Below are 21,020 nucleotides of genomic sequence, written 5' to 3'. Positions count from 1 at the left end.
AATCTTATGGCGAGCAAGAAACCTGAAAACATGACCTTCGAGGCGACGATTGAAGAGCTCGATGCGATTGTAGAAAACCTCGAAAATGGTGATTTAGCATTAGACGATGCGCTTAAGAAATTTGAGCGTGGCATTACGCTTGCTCGCGCAGGTCAGAGCAAACTAAGTGATGCTGAGCAGCGTGTTAGTATCCTGCTACAAAATGATGACGAGTCACCACTGAGTGATTTCGAAGCTCAGCCAGAGTAATTGATTGAGAAGATGTCTGTTATGCAAGAGGCACTAACCTCACTACAACAACGAAACAACCAGCAGCTAGACAATTGGCTACAATCGCTACCTCATCAAAACCTACCGCTGATCGAAGCCATGCGTTATGGCTTGTTACTTGGTGGTAAGCGAGCGCGCCCATTCCTGGTCTACATCACTGGCCAGATGCTCGGTTGTAAGCTAGAAGATTTAGACACTCCGGCATCAGCTGTCGAGTGTATCCACGCATACTCATTGATCCATGATGACTTACCAGCTATGGACGATGACGAGTTGCGTCGTGGTCAGCCAACCTGCCATATCAAATTTGATGAAGCGACAGCCATTTTAACTGGCGATGCGCTACAAACCCTCGCATTTACCATTCTCGCTGACGGTCAATTGAACCCTGAAGCAGAGAACTACCGTATAAAGATGGTCAAGGTACTGGCTGATGCGTCCGGTGCTAACGGTATGTGTATGGGACAAGCCCTCGACTTAGCCGCTGAAAACCGTAATGTATCGCTACAAGAGCTGGAAGAAATTCACCGCAACAAAACGGGTGCGTTGATGAAGTCGGCAATTCGCTTAGGCGCATTAGCGGCGGGTGAGAAAGGCGAGCGCGTATTGCCTCTTCTCGATCAGTATGCTGACGCTATCGGCCTCGCTTTTCAGGTCCAAGACGACATTCTTGATATCATTAGCGATACCGAAACCCTTGGTAAGCCTCAAGGCTCTGACCAAGAATTAAACAAAAGTACCTATCCTGCACTGCTAGGATTAGACGGAGCTATCAACAAAGCTCACACTCTGTTACACGAAGCTCTTCAAGCTTTGGAAGCAATCCCATACAATACAGAGTTACTCGAAGAGTTCGCCCGATATGTCATCGAGCGCAAGAACTAACACAATAAGCGCGCATTTATATGACTCTTGATATTTCAAAATATCCGACACTGGCTCTAGCAGATACTCCTGATGAGCTGCGTAGCCTTCCTAAAGAAGTGCTACCGAAGCTGTGTGATGAATTACGCACCTACTTACTGAACTCAGTAAGCCAATCCAGTGGTCACCTAGCCTCTGGTCTAGGCACAGTTGAACTAACTGTTGCCCTTCACTATGTCTACAACACGCCATTTGATCAATTGGTGTGGGATGTTGGTCATCAGGCGTATCCACATAAGATTCTGACTGGTCGTCGCGATCAAATGCCGACGATTCGCCAAAAAGATGGTCTTCACCCTTTCCCATGGCGTGAAGAGAGTGAGTACGACACCCTGTCTGTTGGTCATTCGTCTACTTCGATCAGTGCTGCACTAGGTATGGCGATCAGCGCTGGTAAAGAAGACCTTAACCGTAAAGTGGTTAGCGTAATTGGCGATGGCGCTATTACTGCTGGTATGGCGTTTGAAGCCATGAACCACGCAGGCGACGTTCACCCAGACATGTTAGTGATCTTAAATGACAACGAGATGTCGATCTCTGAGAACGTTGGTGCACTCAATAACCATTTAGCTCAGGTACTTTCTGGCAGCCTTTACACTTCGATTCGAGAAGGTGGCAAGAAAGTCCTTTCGGGTGTACCGCCAATTAAAGAGTTGGTTCGTCGTACCGAGGAACACCTCAAAGGTATGGTCGTGCCTGGAACACTGTTTGAAGAGTTAGGCTTCAACTACATCGGCCCTGTTGATGGTCATGATGTCAACGAGTTGGTCAAAACTCTAAAGAACATGCGTGAGCTAAAAGGCCCACAGTTCCTGCATATCATGACTAAGAAGGGTAAAGGTTACGAGCCAGCGGAAAAAGATCCGATTGGCTATCACGGTGTACCTAAATTCGACCCTAGCCACACTTCATTGCCGAAAAGCAGTGGTGGTAAGCCAAGTTACTCAAAGATCTTCGGTGACTTCCTGTGCGATATGGCTGCACAAGATCCTAAGCTGATGGCGATTACTCCGGCGATGCGTGAAGGCTCCGGTATGGTTCGTTTCTCTAAAGAGTACCCAGACCAATACTTCGATGTCGCCATTGCAGAGCAACACGCAGTGACATTGGCGACTGGTATGGCGATTGCCGGCGATCACCCTATTGTTGCTATCTATTCAACCTTCCTGCAGCGTGGTTACGATCAGCTAATCCACGATGTAGCGATTATGGATCTGCCGGTCATGTTTGCTATTGACCGCGCCGGACTCGTTGGCGCAGATGGTCAAACTCACCAGGGTGCCTTTGATCTTAGCTTTATGCGCTGTATTCCAAACATGGTTATCATGGCACCTAGCGATGAAAACGAATGTCGTCAGATGCTGTACACGGGTCATAAGCATACTGGCCCATCTGCAGTTCGTTACCCACGCGGTACGGGTATGGGCGCAGAAATTGAGCAAGAGTTCACTGCTTTAGAGATTGGTAAAGGCCGAGTGGTTCGCCAGGGCGAAAAAGTTGCCATCCTGAGCTTTGGTACTTTCTTGGGCAATGCTCTAGAAGCAGCTGAAGCGCTCAATGCGACTGTCGCTGACATGCGCTTCGTTAAACCACTCGATGAAGAGTTAATCAAACAGCTTGCCGCAGAGCATGATGTCATTGTCACCCTCGAAGAAAATGCCATTGCCGGTGGCGCTGGCTCAGGCGTGGTTGAGTTTATGATGAAAGAGAAGATTCTCAAGCCCGTGCTCAATCTTGGTCTACCTGATTACTTCATCCATCAGGGAACTCAAGATGAGCTGCATCAAGAGCTTGGACTCGACGGTCAAGGCATTGAGAAAGCTATCCGAGAATATATGTAAAGCTAGCTCACCCTGCTTTAAACGATAATAACAAAGCCCTCTATGAGAGGGCTTTGTTGTTTTTGTCGGTTAGGAACTTGATAAAGATGAGCGTTTCCGTAGCTATTGCCAAACAGCGCAATAACAACTGGGAATACAGTTCCAAATCAAAAGCCACGATTTGCCGCTCTTCCCTCAAGTGGGCACACTTTTTCAGTTGTGAATTGAGAACACTAATGAGGGAACAATCATGAATCACAAATACTTTCTCAGTAAGCAGTCCCAATACACTGGAGAGCATGAGGTGCATAACGCCACTACAGGTTGTACTTATATGCCGGGTATGGAGCATCTGATTAAGTTAGGTCTGCACTCTTCATGTGCCGCGGCCATTGCTCATGCAAGAAGCTCATTCCCGGAGATCAAGATCAACGGCTGCTATTTTTGCTGCAATTCATGCCATACGACATAACCCAAGCTATTGTTACGCCCAAATGATGATAGAAGATGTTCAACTATGTTGAGTGTTTGTGATACAGATTCCAACTGATTGAAGCCGCGGAAACTTTAAGAATTTGACTACAGGAAATTATCACCAGCTACTTTACATTCAATCTGCTTGCTAGCTCATGGCAAGTGCCTCCTTTGCTAGTCAACGCGGCTAGACCCAGCTCGTCATTGCTGTTATTGACGAGCTTTTTTTAACTAACCGACAGGCAGTGTCACTTAGGTGTTGACCATGCAAACTCTTCACATAGCTTTTGCCATGTCTCATCCAATCCAGCTTCGATGATTATCTCTTGTTGTGTAAATGGATGAACAAACTTGAGTGATGAGGCATGAAGCAGCAAACGGTGCGAATCATACACCTCTCTGAACAACTTGTTATGCTTACCATCACCGTGGGTCGTATCACCGACGATAGGGTGGCGCAGATGAGCCATGTGACGTCTTAGCTGATGTTTGCGACCTGTTAATGGTTTCATCTCCATCAAGCAATAGCGAGTCGTTGGGAATCGACCTGTCGAGTGTGGGATTTCAACCTGAGCAAGAGGTTGGTAATCCGTGATTGCCTCTTGCGCTTCTTTTTCCTGGCTCGCGTGTTTATCAGCGATTTTATCCAGTTCAACCTTGAGAGGGTAATCGAGACGACCAGATTCCAGAATCCATCCGCGTACAATCGCGTGATAAGTTTTCTCCATCTCGTGATTGGCAAACATCGGCATCACCTGAGAAGCCACTTCACTCGACAGCGCAAAAATCAGTACCCCTGATGTAGGTCGATCCAAACGATGAAGCGGAAATACATGCTGACCAATTTGGTCACGGAGGGTTTGCATCACAAACTGAGTTTCATGCTTATCTAACCAACTGCGATGAACCAACATTCCCGCAGGCTTATTGACGGCAACAAAATATTCGTCCTGATATACGATCTCCAACACTAGCGACAAACCTCATCTAACTTTTGGATAATTGTAAGTAATGGTGTTAATTGCGACTGCTCTTTCCAACACTCCTCGAAGTAAGGCGCAATTGAAAATCCGCTCGGTAGCGGCTGATTTCGAGTGATCAGCAAACGGATACGGGCAATGAAGATCCATTGCAGCCACTCACTTGGCGTTAAGGTATCGATCGCAAATGGTTGTTGGCTAAGTAAGGCCTGCTCATCTGGAGGGGTCTCTTGCCACTGTCCAAGTTGTTGCATCGTCAGTTCTAAATCGTCGATAAGCTCGATCAATTGTTTCACTTTTGTCATTAATCTTTGTTTGGGACCTTGAAAATTGGCAATAGAATACCATCTATAGAGTAAATAAAGTTAGGACAATTGCTTCAATGGAAACCATTCATACTCTCACCCAGCTCCTCACTAACAGTGACTGCCAATATCAGGTCTTTGATCTTGGTCGACGTATTAAACAGATCGAAGCTAAGACTTTCGCAGACGTTGAAAAAGGCCAACAAGCTTATCCGTACCCAATGCAGCGCAAAGCACATATTGCAATTGCCTATTGGAATGAAGAGCAACAACCTTGGATCTGGTTTCTAAAGTTTGACCTGGATGAACGCGGCCTACTCAAACAGTCAGATGTGGGTAACTTCATCAAGTACGTCATTGAAGCAATGGGCACTCGTCTCAACCAGGAACTGACTGAAGAGCAGCAAGAGAAGCTGGCGAACAACCCTTATACCTTCAAACCTGCTGAAGACAAGATGGCCGTGTTCCATAGCCAGGTGCGCGCTATGATGAACTTACCTTGTAGCCAGTATTATGAACACGCTCAGCACTACTTCGCTGGCGGTTTAGAGTGGGACAAATGGCATACTGTAGGTCTCCAAGGTGTAACAGACATCTGTGCCCGTTTAGGTCAGGAGCAAAACGGGGTTAATGTGCGTAAGGCGCTAAAACACCTACCTTCTGAGCCATTGTACGCATTACTTGGTGCGCTGGAACATACCACTCTGCCGAGTAAACTGGCGCAGAACCTTGCTGAGATGGCAAAGCAGCAAATTGAAAGTGATGAGCCAGACCTGTTCTTACTTTCCGCATTAACGCGTGCCTTATCAGGCGCAGAAGATGCGATCTCTAAACCGATCGTTGACAGTGTTCTAGACAGTGCTCGCCTCAGTCACCAAGAGGTGTTGATTGGTATCGCAGGTCGATGCTGGCATTGGCTGGTCGATGCAAACACCGCAGAACAGTTCCTGCTTCGTTTGGCACAAACCGGCAATCAAAGCTTATTCAACCAACTGTTTGCCGACCTGGTTATGCTCCCTGAGCTACGTATGGTCTTGCTTCCTTTGCTCCATTCGAGCCCATCGGAAGAGTTAGCCAACGCTCTTATCAGCCTGCAGCAAGCAGCTAAGGCGTAACCATGATCCATGACCTGTTCGCTATCCTCGCTCTGGCGATTATCTGCTTAATCTTTTGGCAGCAAAGACGTCAGGCTGAGCTGGCTAAGAGTATCGCGGCACGTAAGTGTAACGAGCTCGACTTACAACTACTGAGCGTAGCGTTGAAAGGTCATAAACTAAAAACGCCAGACGGTGTCTGGCGTTGGCATTCTGTTTATCACTTTGAGTTTTCGTCTCTGGGTGATGATTGTTATCAAGGACAGATTGTTATGCAAGGTTTCCGACTAGCAAAGGTTGATCTACCGCCACATCGGATGTGAATACAAACTCATCATAAGGACCGAAAGTATCTTGCTTATGGGCATTTAACTCAAAGCCAAGCTTTTGCAGGATACGAATTGAAGGCTGATGGTCGACATTAGCGGTCGCGATAACGCGTTCTAAATTCAAATCACGTACTGCTTTGGAAAAGAATGCCTGCAAAACCTCACTAGCAATCCCCCTCCCCCAATAGTCCTTATCGAATATATAACCTAACTCTGGAAGCGTATCTAAATCTGAGATAAACACGTGCCCCATGTACTCTCTTGAGTGGCTGTCTAATACCGCCATCGCGAATATGTTTCTATCGTTAAGAACCTTCTCGAACTGTTTTTTGGCAGACGATACTGTATGCGCGCCATTCATTTGCGCGCGGTTAATCGCACAGCAGTTGAGCATTAAAAATTCTGATTGTAGAGAGTCGTTATAAGGGACTAATAACGATCGGCGAGTCACTATAGTCATGACACATCCTTGTAAGCAGCAATAATTGTCTTTTAAAACAAAGCCGAAAAGTTAAACCAACTGATGGTTGCCTTTATTGATCTAGAACGTTTTTTTACATGTTGTTTTTTGAGTTTTTGTAAAGGTGAGATCTAAGAAAAGCCCCGATACGCTAGTATCGGGGCTTATAGTCTTACTCGCAGCAGTCCGGCTACAAAAGTTGCTCCATGCATCTTCCATAATAGTTACTGAATCCTTCAGTAATATCCTGACTTCGCCGTCCTAGCGGTGTCCTATTCATCCTGATAGCTAACGTTCCTCGTCAGCCCACATCACTTGTTCCTTGAGCGGTGTCCTTAGTATCGTCCTGATACTGTCCTTGCCTCATCCTAGAGGTGTCCATTGCTTTCCTTATCACTAACATCCTGGTTAGCGAATGTATCCTTACAATGTCCTTTCGCTCCATGCTTGGTCAACCTTCCTGATTAACCATTCTTCATCCTGAAGATATCCAATCCTTGGTGTTTCCTGTTCCGAGTCAGTATCCTTCCGACAGGTTCTAATTTACCCTATTGGTACGTTTGAACAATGCCTTACAGAGCAATTTCCGCTTGAATTACTTGAACAAAAAAGAAACAAAACATTTAATATCAATAATTTATAAAACAAAAAGTACCTTTAAGCCCGTTTAAAACACACTTTGTCTTACATCACTTGTGAGAAATATCGCACAAGCCATTTCTTAATTTTCCATTAGTCAACAAAGGGTACTGCCAGTATTATTAGTGATATCAGCACAACGGAGGTTTTATGCTTACTCAAGATGTTAGCCAAGAGCTAAAAGATGTCCTTGAACAGTTACACTCAGAAGGAAAAGAGCCGACCGTCGCTCTGGTCAAAGCGCGTTTGAGCACACCAGTGCCAATGCCAGCATTAATTACTACCTTAAAGAGCTGGAAAAGTGCTAACCGTGTTCCAAAGGTTGAAGTGGCAGCGAAACAACCAGATAACGATGTTGATCGAATCGCTCAACTTGAGGCTCAGGTTGCCGCATTAACAGAAAGATTGATGGTGTTAGAGAAAAAGCTCGGCGCTTAGCGAGCTAAAATAGCGCCAACGACAGATAACCACCCTAGCGACAAAAACAAAAAAGGCTTGGCACACTGCCAAGCCTTTCAATTCGTAGCGGGTTAAATTACCAACCTGTTACTTCACGTAGACCTTTGCCGATGTCAGCAAGAGATTTCACAGTCTTAACGCCTGCAGCTTCTAGTGCAGCGAACTTGTCTTCAGCAGTACCTTTACCACCAGAGATGATTGCGCCAGCGTGGCCCATACGCTTACCTGGAGGAGCTGTAACACCTGCAATGTAAGAAACGACTGGCTTAGTGACGTTCTCTTTGATGAATGCTGCAGCTTCTTCCTCAGCAGTACCACCGATTTCACCAATCATTACGATTGCTTCAGTTTCAGGGTCTTCTTGGAATAGCTTCAGGATGTCGATGAAGTTTGAACCAGGGATTGGGTCACCACCGATACCAACACAAGTAGACTGACCGAAACCTTCGTCTGTCGTCTGCTTAACCGCTTCGTAAGTTAGTGTACCTGAACGAGATACGATACCCACTTTACCTTTCTTGTGGATATGGCCAGGCATGATACCAATCTTACACTCGTCTGGAGTGATTAGACCCGGACAGTTAGGACCGATCATGCGAACGCCAGTCTCTTCCAGCTTCACTTTAACGTCGATCATATCCGTTGTAGGGATACCTTCAGTGATTGTTACGATTAGCTCGATACCCGCATCAATCGCTTCCAGGATTGCGTCTTTACAGAAAGGTGCTGGTACGTAGATAACTGTTGCTGTCGCGCCTGTTGCTTCTACTGCTTCACGCACTGTGTTGAATACTGGAAGACCCAGGTGAGTTTGACCACCTTTACCCGGAGAAACACCACCAACCATCTGTGTACCGTATGCGATAGCTTGCTCAGAGTGGAAAGTACCCTGACCACCAGTGAAACCCTGACAGATTACTTTGGTGTCTTTATTAATTAGTACAGACATTATTTGCCCTCCGCAGCAGCAACAACTTTCTGAGCTGCGTCAGTTAGCGACTCAGCTGCAATGATATCAACATCAGAATTAGCAAGAACTTCGCGACCAAGGTCAGCGTTAGTACCTTCTAGACGAACAACTACTGGTACGCTTACGCCTACCTCTTTAACCGCACCGATAATACCTTCAGCGATCATGTCACAACGAACGATACCACCAAAGATGTTTACTAGTACTGCTTTTACATTGTCATCAGACAGGATGATCTTGAATGCTTCTGCTACACGCTCTTTAGTCGCGCCGCCACCTACGTCTAGGAAGTTAGCTGGCTTGCCGCCGTGTAGGTTTACGATATCCATCGTACCCATTGCCAGACCTGCACCGTTAACCATACAGCCAACATTGCCGTCTAGTGCTACGTAGTTCAGTTCCCACTGAGCTGCGTGTGCTTCACGCTCATCTTCTTGCGAAGGATCGTGCATTTCACGTAGCTTAGGCTGACGGTACATCGCGTTAGAGTCGATGTTAATCTTACCGTCAAGACATAGCAGGTTGCCTTCGCCAGTAATTACAAGAGGGTTGATCTCCAGTAGAGCCAGGTCGTACTGAGAGAACATGTTGCCAAGACCCATGAAGATCTTAACAAATTGTTTGATTTGGTCGCCTTCAAGACCTAGCTTGAATGCTAGTTCACGGCCTTGGTAAGCTTGTGGGCCTACTAGTGGATCGATAGCTGCTTTGTGAATCAACTCAGGAGTCTCTTCTGCAACTTTCTCGATTTCAACACCACCTTCAGTAGATGCCATGAATACAACTTTACGAGTTGCACGGTCAACAACAGCACCCAGGTAAAGTTCGTTAGCAATGTTTGATGCTTCTTCAACTAGGATTTTAGTTACAGGCTGACCATTTGCGTCTGTTTGGTAAGTTACCAGGTTTTTACCTAGCCACTTTTGTGCAAACTCTTTAACGCCATCTTTAGTATCGTGTAGCTCTACGCCACCCGCTTTACCACGTCCACCAGCGTGAACCTGACATTTAACAACTTTCTTCTCTGTAGAGATACGACCTGCAGCTTCAAAAGCTTCTTGTGGTGTATCACACGCGTAACCTTCCGGTACAGGCAAACCGAATTCTGCAAACAGCTGTTTGGCTTGGTATTCATGCAAATTCATTTTGATATTCCGTTTATTTTCCCTTAGGGGATTATTATTTCCATAACGGCGCTTATTTGCGCGCGTCTGTAGGGTCTTCTCAAATAAATCACGATCTATTTTCTAATAGCTTAGTGACTCAAATGAAGGCCAGACAGTTGAGCCAGTCTAGCCTTTGAAACTATCGAACGTCTAGCCAGCTCAGCCAACTAGACGTTTTAGCGATATTAAACGTCTAATAGCAGACGTGCTGGATCTTCTAGCAACTCTTTAATGGTTACTAGGAAGCCCACTGACTCACGGCCATCGATTAGACGGTGATCGTAAGACAGAGCCAGGTACATCATTGGTAGGATTTCTACCTTGCCATCAACAGCCATTGGACGCTCTTGGATCTTGTGCATACCAAGAATTGCTGACTGAGGTGGGTTGATAATTGGCGTAGACATTAGTGAACCAAATACACCACCGTTCGTGATAGTGAAGTTACCACCCATTAGCTCATCAACCGTTAGCTTGCCGTCGCGGCCTTTGATTGCTAGCTCTTTGATGCCTTTTTCTACGTCAGCAAAACCTAGAGTGTCACAGTCTTTAAGAACTGGAGTTACCAGACCACGTGGCGTAGATACTGCCATGCTGATGTCGAAGTAGTTGTGGTAAACGATATCATCACCGTCGATAGATGCGTTCACTTCTGGGTAACGTTTCAGAGCTTCAGTTACGGCTTTCACGTAGAAAGACATAAAGCCTAGACGAATACCGTGACGCTCTTCGAACTGGTCTTTGTACTGCTTACGAAGATCCATGATTGGCTTCATGTTAACTTCGTTGAACGTCGTTAGCATTGCCGTGTTGTTCTTCGCTTCTAGTAGACGGTTCGCAACAGTCTTACGTAGACGAGTCATTGGTACACGTTTCTGACTACGTGCAGCTGCTGGCGCTTCAACAGCAGCAGGAGCTTCCGCTTTAGGTGCTGCTTTCGCGTTAGCCAGGTGAGCTTCGATATCTTCACGTGTGATACGACCGCCAACACCAGTACCTTTAACCTGGTTCGCTTCAAGGCCGTGCTCTGCAAGCAGGCGACGAACTGCCGGGCTTAGTGCATCATTGCTCTCTTCAGTCAGAGATGCTTTGTGACGCTTGTCCGGAGACGCTTCTGACTCTTCAGTCGTGTCTGTTGTTGGTTCACCAGCAACCGCGCCAGGCTTAAGCTTAGCGATTAGCTGCTTAGAAAGTACTGTTGCACCTTCTTCTTCAATGATTGCTTCTAGAACACCCGCTTCAGGAGCTGGAACTTCTAGTACTACTTTATCTGTTTCAATATCAACCAGAACTTCATCGCGCTCTACTGCTTCGCCTGGTTGTTTGTGCCATGTTGCCACTGTTGCATCAGCGACAGATTCAGGTAAATCTGGAACCAGAATTTCAATTGTCATATCTGTTTCTTCCTTTAACTTCTAGCTCTTAATCCGAAGTTTTTGTATTCACGTTAAGTGCGTCTTCAACCAACGCTTTCTGTTGTTTCAAGTGTACTGACATATAGCCTACTGCAGGTGATGCTGATGCTGGACGTCCAGCGTATTTAAGATCTGCACCTGCTGGGATGGCAGCACGGAAGTTATGTTGGCTACAGTACCAAGCGCCCTGGTTTTGAGGCTCTTCCTGACACCAAACAAAATCTTCTACATTGGTGTATTGCTCAATTGCAGCTTTCACTTCTTCCATTGGGAATGGGTATAGCTGTTCAATACGAACAATCGCGACATCGTCCTGTTCATTGTTACGACGCTGCTCTAGCAGATCGAAGTAAACTTTACCTGAACAGAATACAACGCGTTTCACCTTCGCAGCTTCTAGGTCATCAATCTCACCAATCGCCGCTTGGAATGTGCCTTCTGCCAGCTCTTCAATCGTTGAAGTACATAGCGGATGACGCAGCAGAGATTTAGGTGACATAACCACTAGAGGGCGACGCATAGGTCTTACAACCTGACGACGGATCATGTGGTAAACCTGAGCCGGAGTTGAAGGAACAACAACTTGCATGTTTTGTTCAGCACATAGCTGAAGGTAACGCTCAAGACGAGCTGATGAGTGCTCTGGACCCTGACCTTCGTAACCATGAGGCAGTAGCATTGTCAGGCCACATAGACGTGCCCACTTCTGCTCACCTGATGAGATAAATTGGTCGATAACAACCTGTGCACCGTTGGCAAAGTCACCAAACTGCGCTTCCCAGATCGTTAAGCCGCTTGGCTCAGCCGTCGCATAACCGTATTCGAATGCCAGTACAGCTTCTTCAGAAAGAACTGAGTCAAAAACTTCAAACGGGCCTTGCTTGTCATGAATGTTCGCTAGCGGAACAAACGTGCTCGCATCGTTTTGGTTGTGCAGTACAGAGTGACGGTGGAAGAAGGTACCACGGCCTGAATCCTGACCTGAGATACGAATACGCTTACCGTCATCAACCAGTGTTGCGTAAGCAAGAGTTTCAGCCATACCCCAGTCAATCGCTTTTTCACCGCTCAACATAGATGTACGGTCATTGTAGAGCTTGTTTACACGGCTCTGAAGCTTGTGACTTTCTGGGTACTGACAAATGCGGTGACCAAGTTCAACCAGACGATCTTTATCGAATTGGTTGTTCCACTCAACATCCCAGTCGTGGCCTAGATATGGAGACCAGTCTACTGAATGCAGAGCCATTGGGCGCCACTCTTTAACAACAACTTCGCCGCGGTCAAGAGCATCACGGTATTCGTTAACCAGCTGAGTTGCCGTATCGATACCGAAATCACCACGCTCCATCAGTACGTCTGCATATAGCTTACGTGGCGTTGGGTGTTTCTTGATCTTCTGGTACATCAGCGGCTGAGTTGCATTTGGCTCATCAGCTTCGTTGTGACCGTGGCGACGGTAACAAACTAGGTCGATAACCACATCGCGTTTGAATTCGTTACGGTAATCTAGAGCGATACGAGTAACAAATGCCACAGCTTCTGGATCGTCAGCGTTAACGTGGAAAATTGGCGCCTGAACCATCTTAGCGATGTCAGTACAGTACATAGTCGAACGTGTATCGTTCGGATTCGACGTTGTGAAACCAACCTGGTTGTTAACAACGATACGAACTGTACCACCAACACGGAAGCCACGAGCTTGCGACATGTTGAAAGTTTCAGCAACCACACCCTGACCAGCAACTGCCGAGTCACCATGAATAGTGATCGGAAGAACTGTCGTTCCTTCAGTATCACCTAAACGGTCTTGACGAGCACGAACCGAGCCGATAACTACTGGGTTAACAATCTCTAGGTGAGAAGGGTTAAATGCTAGAGCTAAGTGAACATCACCACCTGGTGTAGCGAAGTCAGCCGAGAAACCCTGGTGATATTTAACGTCACCTGTACCCCAAGTGTCATCGTGCTTACCAGCAAACTCGTCAAACAGATCCTGAGGTTTCTTACCCAGAACGTTGACCAGCATGTTAAGACGACCACGGTGAGCCATACCAATGACCACTTCACGCATACCGCTCTTACCAGCATGGCGAATCAGTTCTTTAGTCATTGGGATAAGTGCATCACCACCTTCTAGCGAGAAACGTTTTGCACCCGGGAACTTCGCGCCCAAGTAACGTTCCAGGCCTTCAGCGGCAGTGAGCTCTTCAAGAAATTCTTGCTTCTCTTCTTTGCTGAAAGACGGTTGACCAACTACTGACTCTAAACGTTGCTGGATCCAACGTTTCTGTTCAGTATCAGTCATGTGCATGTATTCAGCACCAACTGAGCCACAGTAGATTTTTTGCAGCGAAGAGTGGATATCTTTCAATTGCATAGTCTCTTTGCCGATAGCAAAAGAACCTACGTTGAAAGTTTCTTCAAGATCGTCTTGTGTAAGATTGTGGAATGCAGGATCTAGCTCCGCCACTGGTGGACGTTGCCATAAACCTAGAGGGTCAAGCTGTGCCGCTTCGTGACCACGAAAGCGATAAGCATTGATTAATTGGAGTACTTTTACCTGTTTAGCGTCGACATCAGGATCACTAACTTGGACATTGTAATGCTTTGTTTCTTGAGCGAGTCGTCGGAAGTAGTCACGGACACGTGAATGTGGTTGTTCAACCACTTCTTCTGACGGCTTTGGTAAACCATCAAAAACACGTTTCCACTCCTCACTTACCAGATCGGGATCACTTAGATACAGTTCGTAGAGGTCCTCTACATACGTTGCATTGGCGCCAGCCAAGTGTGAAGACTCGAGCCACGCCTTCATCACGCCGTTGTGCATATTTTCCCTTAACCAGTAGTTTTCACGTTTGCTTCGGTCTACGCCGAGCTATTAAGAGCCGGCCCAGATTAGGCCGGCAATTTTTTGTTAATTAGACAGAGCGGTTAACCAGCATAGTCTTAATGTGACCAATCGCTTTTGTCGGGTTCAATCCCTTAGGACAAACACTTACACAATTCATGATGCCGTGGCAACGGAAAACGCTAAATGCGTCATCAAGATTTGATAGACGTTCGTCTGTCGCTGTATCGCGGCTATCAATTAACCAACGGTAAGCAGCCAGAAGACCAGCAGGACCGATAAATTTGTCTGGGTTCCACCAGAAAGATGGACACGATGTTGTACAACATGCACACATGATACATTCGTACAGACCATCTAGATGAGCACGCTCATCTGGCGTTTGCAGGTTCTCGCGTGATGGCGGTAGAGCACCGTCATCAATCAAGAAAGGCTTAACTTTCGCATAGTTATCGTAGAACTGTGTCATGTCAACAATAAGATCGCGAACCACTGGCAAACCTGGTAGTGGACGAATCACAATCTTGTCTGCTTTTAGTGCAGAAAGTGGTGTGATACACGCCAGACCATTTTTACCGTTCATGTTCAGACCATCAGAACCACACACACCTTCACGGCACGAGCGACGGAATGAGATGCTTGGATCTTGCTCTTTAAGTAAGATCAGAGCATCAAGAAGCATCATGTCAGAGCCTTCTTCCACTTCAAGAGTGTAGTCTTTCATGTAAGGCTTCTGGTCAACATCCGGATTGTAGCGGTACAAAGAGAAATTCAGTTTCATAATCTTATCCTCCTTTCCTTAGTACGTACGTGCTTTAGGTGGGAACGCTTCACGATGGACAGGTTCCATGTTTACATCACGCTTAGTCATACCTTCCGTCTCTGGATTGTAGATAGAGTGACATAGCCACTGAGCGTCATCACGATCCGGGAAGTCAAAACGAGCGTGCGCACCACGACTTTCTGTACGGTAGTTTGCCGCTACAGCCGTTGCATAAGCTGTTTCCATCAAGTTTTCTAGCTCTAGACACTCAATACGCTGAGTGTTGAACTCGGTAGATTTATCAGCAAGGTGTGCGTTCTTCAGACGCTCACGGATAACTTTCAGCTCTTCCAGACCTTTAGCCATTGCATCACCTTCACGGAATACCGAGAAGTTGTTCTGCATACATTGCTGTAGATCTTTACGGATTTGCGCTGGGTCTTCACCCTCAGTGCTGTTTTCCCAACGGTTGTAACGCTCTAAAGAACGCTCAATGTCTGCTTCAGTCGCAGGTTTCGCTTCCGCTTGCTTAGCTAGAGTTTCACCCAGGTGTAGACCTGTTGCACGACCGAATACAACCAAGTCTAGTAGTGAGTTACCACCCAGACGGTTAGCGCCGTGTACTGATACAGATGCGATTTCACCACAAGCGAATAGACCTTGAACTTCTACGTCCGCACCGCTTTCGTCTTGCTTAATAGCCTGACCTGAAACCTGAGTTGGGATACCACCCATCATGTAGTGACATGTTGGGATTACTGGAATTGGCTCTTTAACTGGGTCAACGTGTGCAAACGTACGAGACAGTTCACAAACACCCGGTAGACGTGACTCAAGAGTCTCTTTACCCAGGTGATCCAGTTTCAGTTTAATGTGAGGACCCCAAGGGCCATCGCAGCCGCGACCTTCACGAATTTCGATCATCATTGAACGAGCAACAACGTCACGACCAGCAAGGTCTTTCGCGTTTGGAGCGTAACGCTCCATGAAGCGCTCACCGTCTTTATTAAGCAGGTAACCACCTTCACCACGACAACCTTCAGTTACAAGAACACCTGCACCAGCGATACCCGTTGGGTGGAACTGCCACATTTCCATGTCTTGCATAGGTACGCCTGCACGCAGCGCCATACCAACACCATCACCCGTGTTGATGTGAGCGTTAGTAGTCGATGCGTAAATACGACCCGCACCACCCGTAGCCAGGATGGTTGCTTTTGATTTGAAGTAACAAACTTCACCAGTTTCCATGCATAGCGCAGTACAACCTAGAACAACACCATCTTCGTTTTTAACAAGGTCAAGTGCATACCACTCAGAGAAAACCGTTGTTTTGTGTTTGATGTTTTGTTGGTAAAGAGTGTGTAGAAGCGCGTGACCTGTACGGTCAGCTGCAGCAGCGGTACGAGCAGCCTGCTCACCACCAAAGTTCTTTGACTGACCGCCGAAAGGACGCTGGTAGATAGTACCGTTGTCAAAACGAGAGAAAGGAAGACCCATTTTCTCTAGTTCGATAACAGACTCAGGACCGTTCTTACACATGTACTCGATAGCGTCCTGGTCACCAATGTAGTCAGAACCTTTTACTGTATCGTACATGTGCTGTTCCCAGTGGTCTTCGTGCGCGTTACCTAACGCAACAGTGATACCACCCTGTGCTGATACAGTGTGAGAACGAGTAGGAAATACTTTAGAAAGCAATGCACAAGACAGGCCTTGCTCAGAAATTTGTAGCGCAGCACGCATGCCTGCACCACCAGCGCCGATAACTACGGCATCAAATTCGCGAACTGGAATAGACACTTACGCACCCCACAGAATAAATAGACCAGAGAAGAAGTAACCAAACAGTACAGCGATAACGCCTAACTGAAGGCCGCCACGAAGCTTAGCGCATTTGATGTAGTCAGTAAGAACCTGCCACAAGCCGATCCACGCGTGAATCAGTACCGAAACTAACGCTAGCATCGTGAACACTTTAGTGAACGTGCCACCAAAGAACTGAGTCCAAGATACGTAAGAAATATCCGTGAAAGCACAAAAGCTAACCAGATAAATTGTATAAAGTGTCATGATGATCGCAGTAGCACGAATTAATAGGAAATCGTGTACACCATTACGACCAAAAGATGAAATATGTTTTACCATACCATTACCCCCGCCAGTAGAGACAGAACGGCCGTAGCTGCGAATGCAACCTTAGCGCTCATTGCACCAGATTCCAGCTCTTCAAAATGACCCATATCCATTAACAAGTGACGAACGCCACCAGCAATGTGATAGGCCAAAGCCGTTAGGATGCCCCATAAGATAAACTTCACAAAGAAACCGTCGACAATATCAACAGCCTCTGCATAACCAACTGGGGAGGATAGCGAAATGGATAGTAACCATAGCAAAATTCCGACCGCGACAAACGTAATCACACCGGAGACACGGTGTAAAATAGATGCGATTGCAGTGATCGGAAAGCGAATGGTCTGTAAATCTAAATTAACAGGTCTTGACTTTCTTTCTTTCACGGGCTTGCTCACTCAGCTCCATTGAGCATTTATAGTTATGAACGAATTTTGATTGCAAACCTACAAAACTTAACATTTATTTAACAGCTGACTGCAACAATTGCCGAAGTATTTTGTAAAATAATTGTTAACAACAAGGATTAAAACTTCACCTCACATTTGTTTCAAGCCTTGAATTTATAAGGTTTCCACCAAAATTTACTGCGCCACTATACGGCTGGCAACATTCTAATACAATTGATGTAACAATTTTTGCTACACAGACCAGATTTTTAACGTTACACCTTCAAAAAATCATAACAAGTGCACACATCAGAGGAGAAAAATTGACTTTGATAACGAACACACGTACAAAAATGTCACACAAACATCCTGGACGGATTAAATAATAAACAAAGGAGATTGTTATGGCAGATAAGAAAGCTACCCTTCATGTTGAAGGTCAAGCGCCTATCGAGCTGCCGATTACTGAAGGTGCCCTGGGTACTCCGGTAATTGATGTTCGTAAACTGGGAGCAAACGGATATTTTACTTTTGACCCAGGTTTTCTTGCCACTGCATCCTGTGAATCTCAAATCACCTATATCGATGGCGGCAAAGGTATTCTTTTGCACCGCGGTTACCCTATTGATCAGCTAGCTAATAATGCTGATTACTTAGAAGTATGTTACATCCTTCTTTATGGTGAAGCCCCAACACGTGAGCAATACGAGCAGTTTAAAACAACCGTTACTCGTCACACTATGGTCCATGAGCAAATTGCGAGCTTCTTCCACGGCTTCCGTCGTGACGCTCACCCAATGGCTGTAATGTGTGGTGTAGTTGGCGCATTGGCTGCGTTCTACCACGATTCACTCGACATTAATAATGACACACACCGTGAAATCACGGCATACCGACTACTGTCGAAAATGCCTACTCTTGCGGCTATGTGTTACAAGTACTCTATTGGTCAGCCTTTCATTTACCCACGTAATGATCTGAGCTACGCAGAGAACTTCCTTCACATGATGTTCGCAAACCCATGTGAAGAGTACGAAGTAAACCCTGTAGTTGCTCGCGCAATGGACAAGATCTTTACTCTACACGCAGACCACGAGCAAAACGCTTCTACTTCTACAGTACGTCTTGCTGGTTCTTCTGGTGCTAACCCGTTTGCATGTATTGCAGCAGGTATTGCTTCTCTTTGGGGCCCTGCACACGGCGGCGCTAACGAAGCATGTCTGAAGATGCTTGAAGAGATCGGCAGTGTTGACAACATTCCAGAATATGTTGAACGCGCTAAAGATAAAGAAGACCCGTTCCGCCTAATGGGCTTCGGTCACCGTGTTTACAAGAACTACGACCCACGTGCGACAGTAATGCGCGAAACGTGTCACGAAGTTCTTAAAGAGCTAAACATTCAGGATCCACTACTAGACGTAGCTATGGAACTTGAGCGCATCGCTCTTTCTGATGAGTACTTTGTTTCTAAGAAACTATACCCGAACGTAGACTTCTACTCAGGTATCATTCTTAAAGCAATCGGCATCCCAGTTTCAATGTTTACAGTAATCTTCGCTCTATCTCGTACGATCGGCTGGATTGCACACTGGAACGAAATGCACAGCGACCCACTAAACCGTATCGGTCGTCCACGTCAGCTATACACAGGTGAAGTTCAACGTGAATTCTCACCTCTACACGAGCGTGAATAGTTTTTAATTCCCAAGGATTAGATTCTAGAAGAGTTAAGGGTTGATGCGAGAGCATCAGCCCTTTTTTAGAGTCGAGAGTCGAGAGTCGAGAAAATCTTGAAGGGCTGACAGTACATATCAACCACTTCCTTTTAAAATCCGTCAATTAGCCTTTACAAAAACCAACCCTGACATCAGTTTCCGACTCATTAACCACGCGCACCTCTCGAAGGGCGCAGCCCGCCTTTACCTAAACCGGGTTATTAATATCAATAAACGTGACTTCCAGTCCGTGCTCCTGGGCTAACCACTCACCCAGAGCTTTTATGCCGTAACGTTCAGTCGCGTGGTGACCTGCCGCGAAGTAATGAACCCCCATTTCGCGTGCTGTGTATGTCGTACGCTCAGAAATCTCGCCCGAAACAAAAGCATCCAGTCCCAGTTTTACCGCCAACTCTATATAGTCCTGACCGCCGCCTGTACACCAACCAATAGTTTCGATTAGCTTGCTCTCATCTTCTGGGGCGATATGTAGAGGCTGACGATTAAGCACCGTGTTGATCTTGTGGGCAAACTCGCCGCCTGACATTGGTTGCTTTAGGCGACCAAACATCGCAACTGATTGCTCATGGCCTTCCATACCACCTTCCACTTCGATCTCAAGCAGACGAGCAAGTTCAGCGTTGTTACCGAGTTGCGGATGAATGTCTAGAGGCAAATGGTAACCAAATAAGTTGATGTCATTCTTTATCAGGCTACGGATACGCTTACCCTTCATACCACGAATCGGCTCTGGTTCCCCTTTCCAGAAGTAACCATGGTGAACCAGAATTGCATCAGCATTTAGCTCGATAGCTTTATCGATCAGAGCTTGTGAAGCGGTTACACCAGTCACAATTCGCTTGATGGTCTCAGTGCCTTCAACTTGAAGACCATTTGGTGCATAGTCTTTGATCAACTGCGGAGACAGCTTGTCATTAAGGATTTTTTCTAGTTTTAAATTGTTCATTGTCACTTCCAATTATCGTCAGCTATAAACAGCTGGCTATGACTCCAAAGTTTACTGCCTCAAAGTGTATTCCAACCATAGCGGTGATACCAGCAGCTAGTTACAATAGTGCTAACGCAGAATAAATAGGCCCAAGGATGAACCAACTACAACGTTTCTATCAGTGGATAGCATCAGCCCCTTCACTATTTGAGTTGAAAGCCCCTTTTGTCAGTCTTGAACACCTCACCCCTGAGCCCTTGCAGCAAAACAACTATCAGGGTAATCCAAGACTTGGCTTTCTCTATCAATATCTATGTACCGAACTGCTCACTCATAGTGGCTGCTATCAACTGGAAGCGGAAGAAATTCAGATCAATCGAGAGTCAGGCCAAACGCTCGGAGCGATAGATCTGATTTTAAATAATGAGGCTGGCAACCAATTGGAACACTGGGAAGTGGCAATCAAATTCTACCTGCTCCATCAGGGGACATGGTATGGCCCCAATGCCCATGATCAACTAGATAAAAAGCTCGATAGAATGTTAACTCATCAGCTCAAGATGAGTTCCTGCGCCGAGTTCCTCACTCAATACCCACAATATCAGGATATGTCTGAACACCTATTGCTTCAGGGCAGGCTCTATATCAATCCATTTTCTCCTGAGCAGGTGCCGGAGGAGTGTCTTGGCTACCGTTTAAATCAGAGTCAGATCAGTGGATATTGGTGTTATCAGAGTCAGTGGCAACAGATAGGCGCGACTTTATACCCATTAGAAAAACCACAATGGGCAACCGGTACAACGGAGTTTGAGAAGCCAATTGAGAAACCTGATGGACGTTTTGTTCATGCCCAGACTAAAGAGGAGCAATTTTGGTTTGTGGTGCCAGATAGTTGGCCGGGAAGCTGAG

21 protein-coding genes are annotated in these 21,020 nt (G+C 46.3%); 9 read left to right on the top strand and 12 right to left on the bottom strand.

Going from position 1 to position 21,020, the window contains the following annotated elements; genetic code table 11:
* Nucleotides 1-6: 6 nt before the first annotated feature.
* The 4 genes from xseB to RH46_RS21945 all read left to right on the top strand — a co-directional run bounded on the left by xseB (nucleotide 7) and on the right by RH46_RS21945 (nucleotide 3,486).
* Nucleotides 7-249 carry an exodeoxyribonuclease VII small subunit gene (xseB, locus tag RH46_RS19855; protein WP_006881321.1) on the top strand — a complete coding sequence of 81 codons (243 nt, stop codon included), beginning with the start codon at nucleotides 7-9 and terminating at the stop codon, nucleotides 247-249.
* A gap of 21 nt (nucleotides 250-270) precedes the next feature.
* Nucleotides 271-1,155 (top strand): (2E,6E)-farnesyl diphosphate synthase, encoded by an 885-nt coding sequence (ispA, locus tag RH46_RS19850; RefSeq protein ID WP_006881320.1) that lies wholly within the window; start codon nucleotides 271-273, stop codon nucleotides 1,153-1,155.
* 20 nt (nucleotides 1,156-1,175) lie between these two features.
* Nucleotides 1,176-3,035, top strand: coding sequence for a 1-deoxy-D-xylulose-5-phosphate synthase (dxs, locus tag RH46_RS19845; RefSeq protein ID WP_006881319.1), 1,860 nt, complete (start codon nucleotides 1,176-1,178; stop codon nucleotides 3,033-3,035).
* 229 nt (nucleotides 3,036-3,264) lie between these two features.
* Nucleotides 3,265-3,486 carry a hypothetical protein gene (locus RH46_RS21945; RefSeq protein WP_071985942.1) on the top strand — a complete coding sequence of 74 codons (222 nt, stop codon included), beginning with the start codon at nucleotides 3,265-3,267 and terminating at the stop codon, nucleotides 3,484-3,486.
* A 250-nt stretch (nucleotides 3,487-3,736) separates the two neighbouring features.
* On the opposite strand, the gene truC is transcribed toward RH46_RS21945, so the two are convergent.
* Both truC and RH46_RS19830 read right to left on the bottom strand, forming a co-directional pair.
* Nucleotides 3,737-4,459: a tRNA pseudouridine(65) synthase TruC gene (truC, locus tag RH46_RS19835; protein WP_006881316.1), complete on the bottom strand. Its 723-nt coding sequence runs from the start codon at nucleotides 4,457-4,459 to the stop codon at nucleotides 3,737-3,739.
* On the bottom strand, nucleotides 4,459-4,773 hold the full coding sequence (locus tag RH46_RS19830) for a YqcC family protein (RefSeq protein ID WP_006881315.1): 315 nt from the start codon (nucleotides 4,771-4,773) through the stop codon (nucleotides 4,459-4,461). Before RH46_RS19830 ends, truC begins: the two co-directional genes overlap by 1 nt.
* 77 nt (nucleotides 4,774-4,850) lie before the next feature.
* Here RH46_RS19830 and RH46_RS19825 point away from each other — a divergent pair, with 77 nt between their 5' ends.
* Nucleotides 4,851-5,888, top strand: a complete 1,038-nt coding sequence (locus tag RH46_RS19825) for a DUF3549 family protein (RefSeq protein WP_006881314.1) — start codon at nucleotides 4,851-4,853, stop codon at nucleotides 5,886-5,888.
* Nucleotides 5,889-5,890: 2 nt separating this feature from the next.
* The gene (locus RH46_RS19820; protein WP_006881313.1) at nucleotides 5,891-6,190 is read left to right on the top strand and encodes a DUF3301 domain-containing protein; all 300 of its coding nucleotides are present in this window, start codon (nucleotides 5,891-5,893) and stop codon (nucleotides 6,188-6,190) included.
* Here the strand turns inward: RH46_RS19820 and RH46_RS19815 are convergent.
* Complete coding sequence (locus RH46_RS19815) at nucleotides 6,138-6,656, bottom strand: GNAT family N-acetyltransferase (RefSeq protein ID WP_006881312.1); 519 nt, start codon at nucleotides 6,654-6,656, stop codon at nucleotides 6,138-6,140. The genes RH46_RS19820 and RH46_RS19815 overlap by 53 nt on opposite strands.
* A gap of 789 nt (nucleotides 6,657-7,445) precedes the next feature.
* Here RH46_RS19815 and RH46_RS19810 point away from each other — a divergent pair.
* Entirely contained in the window at nucleotides 7,446-7,733 is a 288-nt protein-coding gene (locus RH46_RS19810; RefSeq protein WP_006881310.1) for a hypothetical protein, read from the top strand.
* Between the two features lie 97 nt (nucleotides 7,734-7,830).
* Here the strand turns inward: RH46_RS19810 and sucD are convergent, their stop codons facing one another.
* The 8 genes from sucD to sdhC all read right to left on the bottom strand — a co-directional run bounded on the left by sucD (nucleotide 7,831) and on the right by sdhC (nucleotide 17,456).
* Nucleotides 7,831-8,703: a succinate--CoA ligase subunit alpha gene (gene sucD, locus RH46_RS19805; protein WP_006881309.1), complete on the bottom strand. Its 873-nt coding sequence runs from the start codon at nucleotides 8,701-8,703 to the stop codon at nucleotides 7,831-7,833.
* Nucleotides 8,703-9,869: an ADP-forming succinate--CoA ligase subunit beta gene (sucC, locus tag RH46_RS19800; protein ID WP_004744517.1), complete on the bottom strand. Its 1,167-nt coding sequence runs from the start codon at nucleotides 9,867-9,869 to the stop codon at nucleotides 8,703-8,705. Before sucC ends, sucD begins: the two co-directional genes overlap by 1 nt.
* Nucleotides 9,870-10,075: 206 nt before the next feature.
* Nucleotides 10,076-11,284 (bottom strand): 2-oxoglutarate dehydrogenase complex dihydrolipoyllysine-residue succinyltransferase, encoded by a 1,209-nt coding sequence (gene odhB, locus RH46_RS19795; protein ID WP_006881308.1) that lies wholly within the window; start codon nucleotides 11,282-11,284, stop codon nucleotides 10,076-10,078.
* 28 nt (nucleotides 11,285-11,312) lie between these two features.
* Nucleotides 11,313-14,138, bottom strand: a complete 2,826-nt coding sequence (sucA, locus tag RH46_RS19790; protein ID WP_006881307.1) for a 2-oxoglutarate dehydrogenase E1 component — start codon at nucleotides 14,136-14,138, stop codon at nucleotides 11,313-11,315.
* 91 nt (nucleotides 14,139-14,229) lie between these two features.
* On the bottom strand, nucleotides 14,230-14,940 hold the full coding sequence (locus RH46_RS19785; protein ID WP_006881306.1) for a succinate dehydrogenase iron-sulfur subunit: 711 nt from the start codon (nucleotides 14,938-14,940) through the stop codon (nucleotides 14,230-14,232).
* Nucleotides 14,941-14,958: 18 nt separating this feature from the next.
* Complete coding sequence (sdhA, locus tag RH46_RS19780; protein WP_006881305.1) at nucleotides 14,959-16,725, bottom strand: succinate dehydrogenase flavoprotein subunit; 1,767 nt, start codon at nucleotides 16,723-16,725, stop codon at nucleotides 14,959-14,961.
* Nucleotides 16,726-17,070: a succinate dehydrogenase, hydrophobic membrane anchor protein gene (gene sdhD / locus RH46_RS19775; protein WP_006881304.1), complete on the bottom strand. Its 345-nt coding sequence runs from the start codon at nucleotides 17,068-17,070 to the stop codon at nucleotides 16,726-16,728.
* Nucleotides 17,064-17,456 (bottom strand): succinate dehydrogenase cytochrome b556 subunit, encoded by a 393-nt coding sequence (gene sdhC, locus RH46_RS19770; protein ID WP_006881303.1) that lies wholly within the window; start codon nucleotides 17,454-17,456, stop codon nucleotides 17,064-17,066. Before sdhC ends, sdhD begins: the two co-directional genes overlap by 7 nt.
* 395 nt (nucleotides 17,457-17,851) lie before the next feature.
* Here sdhC and RH46_RS19765 point away from each other — a divergent pair, with 395 nt between their 5' ends.
* Complete coding sequence (locus RH46_RS19765) at nucleotides 17,852-19,141, top strand: citrate synthase (protein ID WP_006881302.1); 1,290 nt, start codon at nucleotides 17,852-17,854, stop codon at nucleotides 19,139-19,141.
* Between the two features lie 229 nt (nucleotides 19,142-19,370).
* Here RH46_RS19765 and RH46_RS19760 read toward each other — a convergent pair whose 3' ends face one another.
* Nucleotides 19,371-20,129: a Nif3-like dinuclear metal center hexameric protein gene (locus RH46_RS19760; protein ID WP_006881301.1), complete on the bottom strand. Its 759-nt coding sequence runs from the start codon at nucleotides 20,127-20,129 to the stop codon at nucleotides 19,371-19,373.
* A gap of 137 nt (nucleotides 20,130-20,266) precedes the next feature.
* Between RH46_RS19760 and RH46_RS19755 the strand changes: the two genes are divergently transcribed.
* Nucleotides 20,267-21,019, top strand: a complete 753-nt coding sequence (locus RH46_RS19755) for a DUF1853 family protein (RefSeq protein WP_006881300.1) — start codon at nucleotides 20,267-20,269, stop codon at nucleotides 21,017-21,019.
* Nucleotide 21,020 lies beyond the last annotated feature (1 nt).

It is taken from the genome of Vibrio brasiliensis LMG 20546 (genome assembly GCF_000189255.1).
Lineage (GTDB): Bacteria > Pseudomonadota > Gammaproteobacteria > Enterobacterales > Vibrionaceae > Vibrio > Vibrio brasiliensis.
Note: the sequence above shows the minus strand (reverse complement) of the source record. Positions and strands in the feature narration are given on the sequence as shown.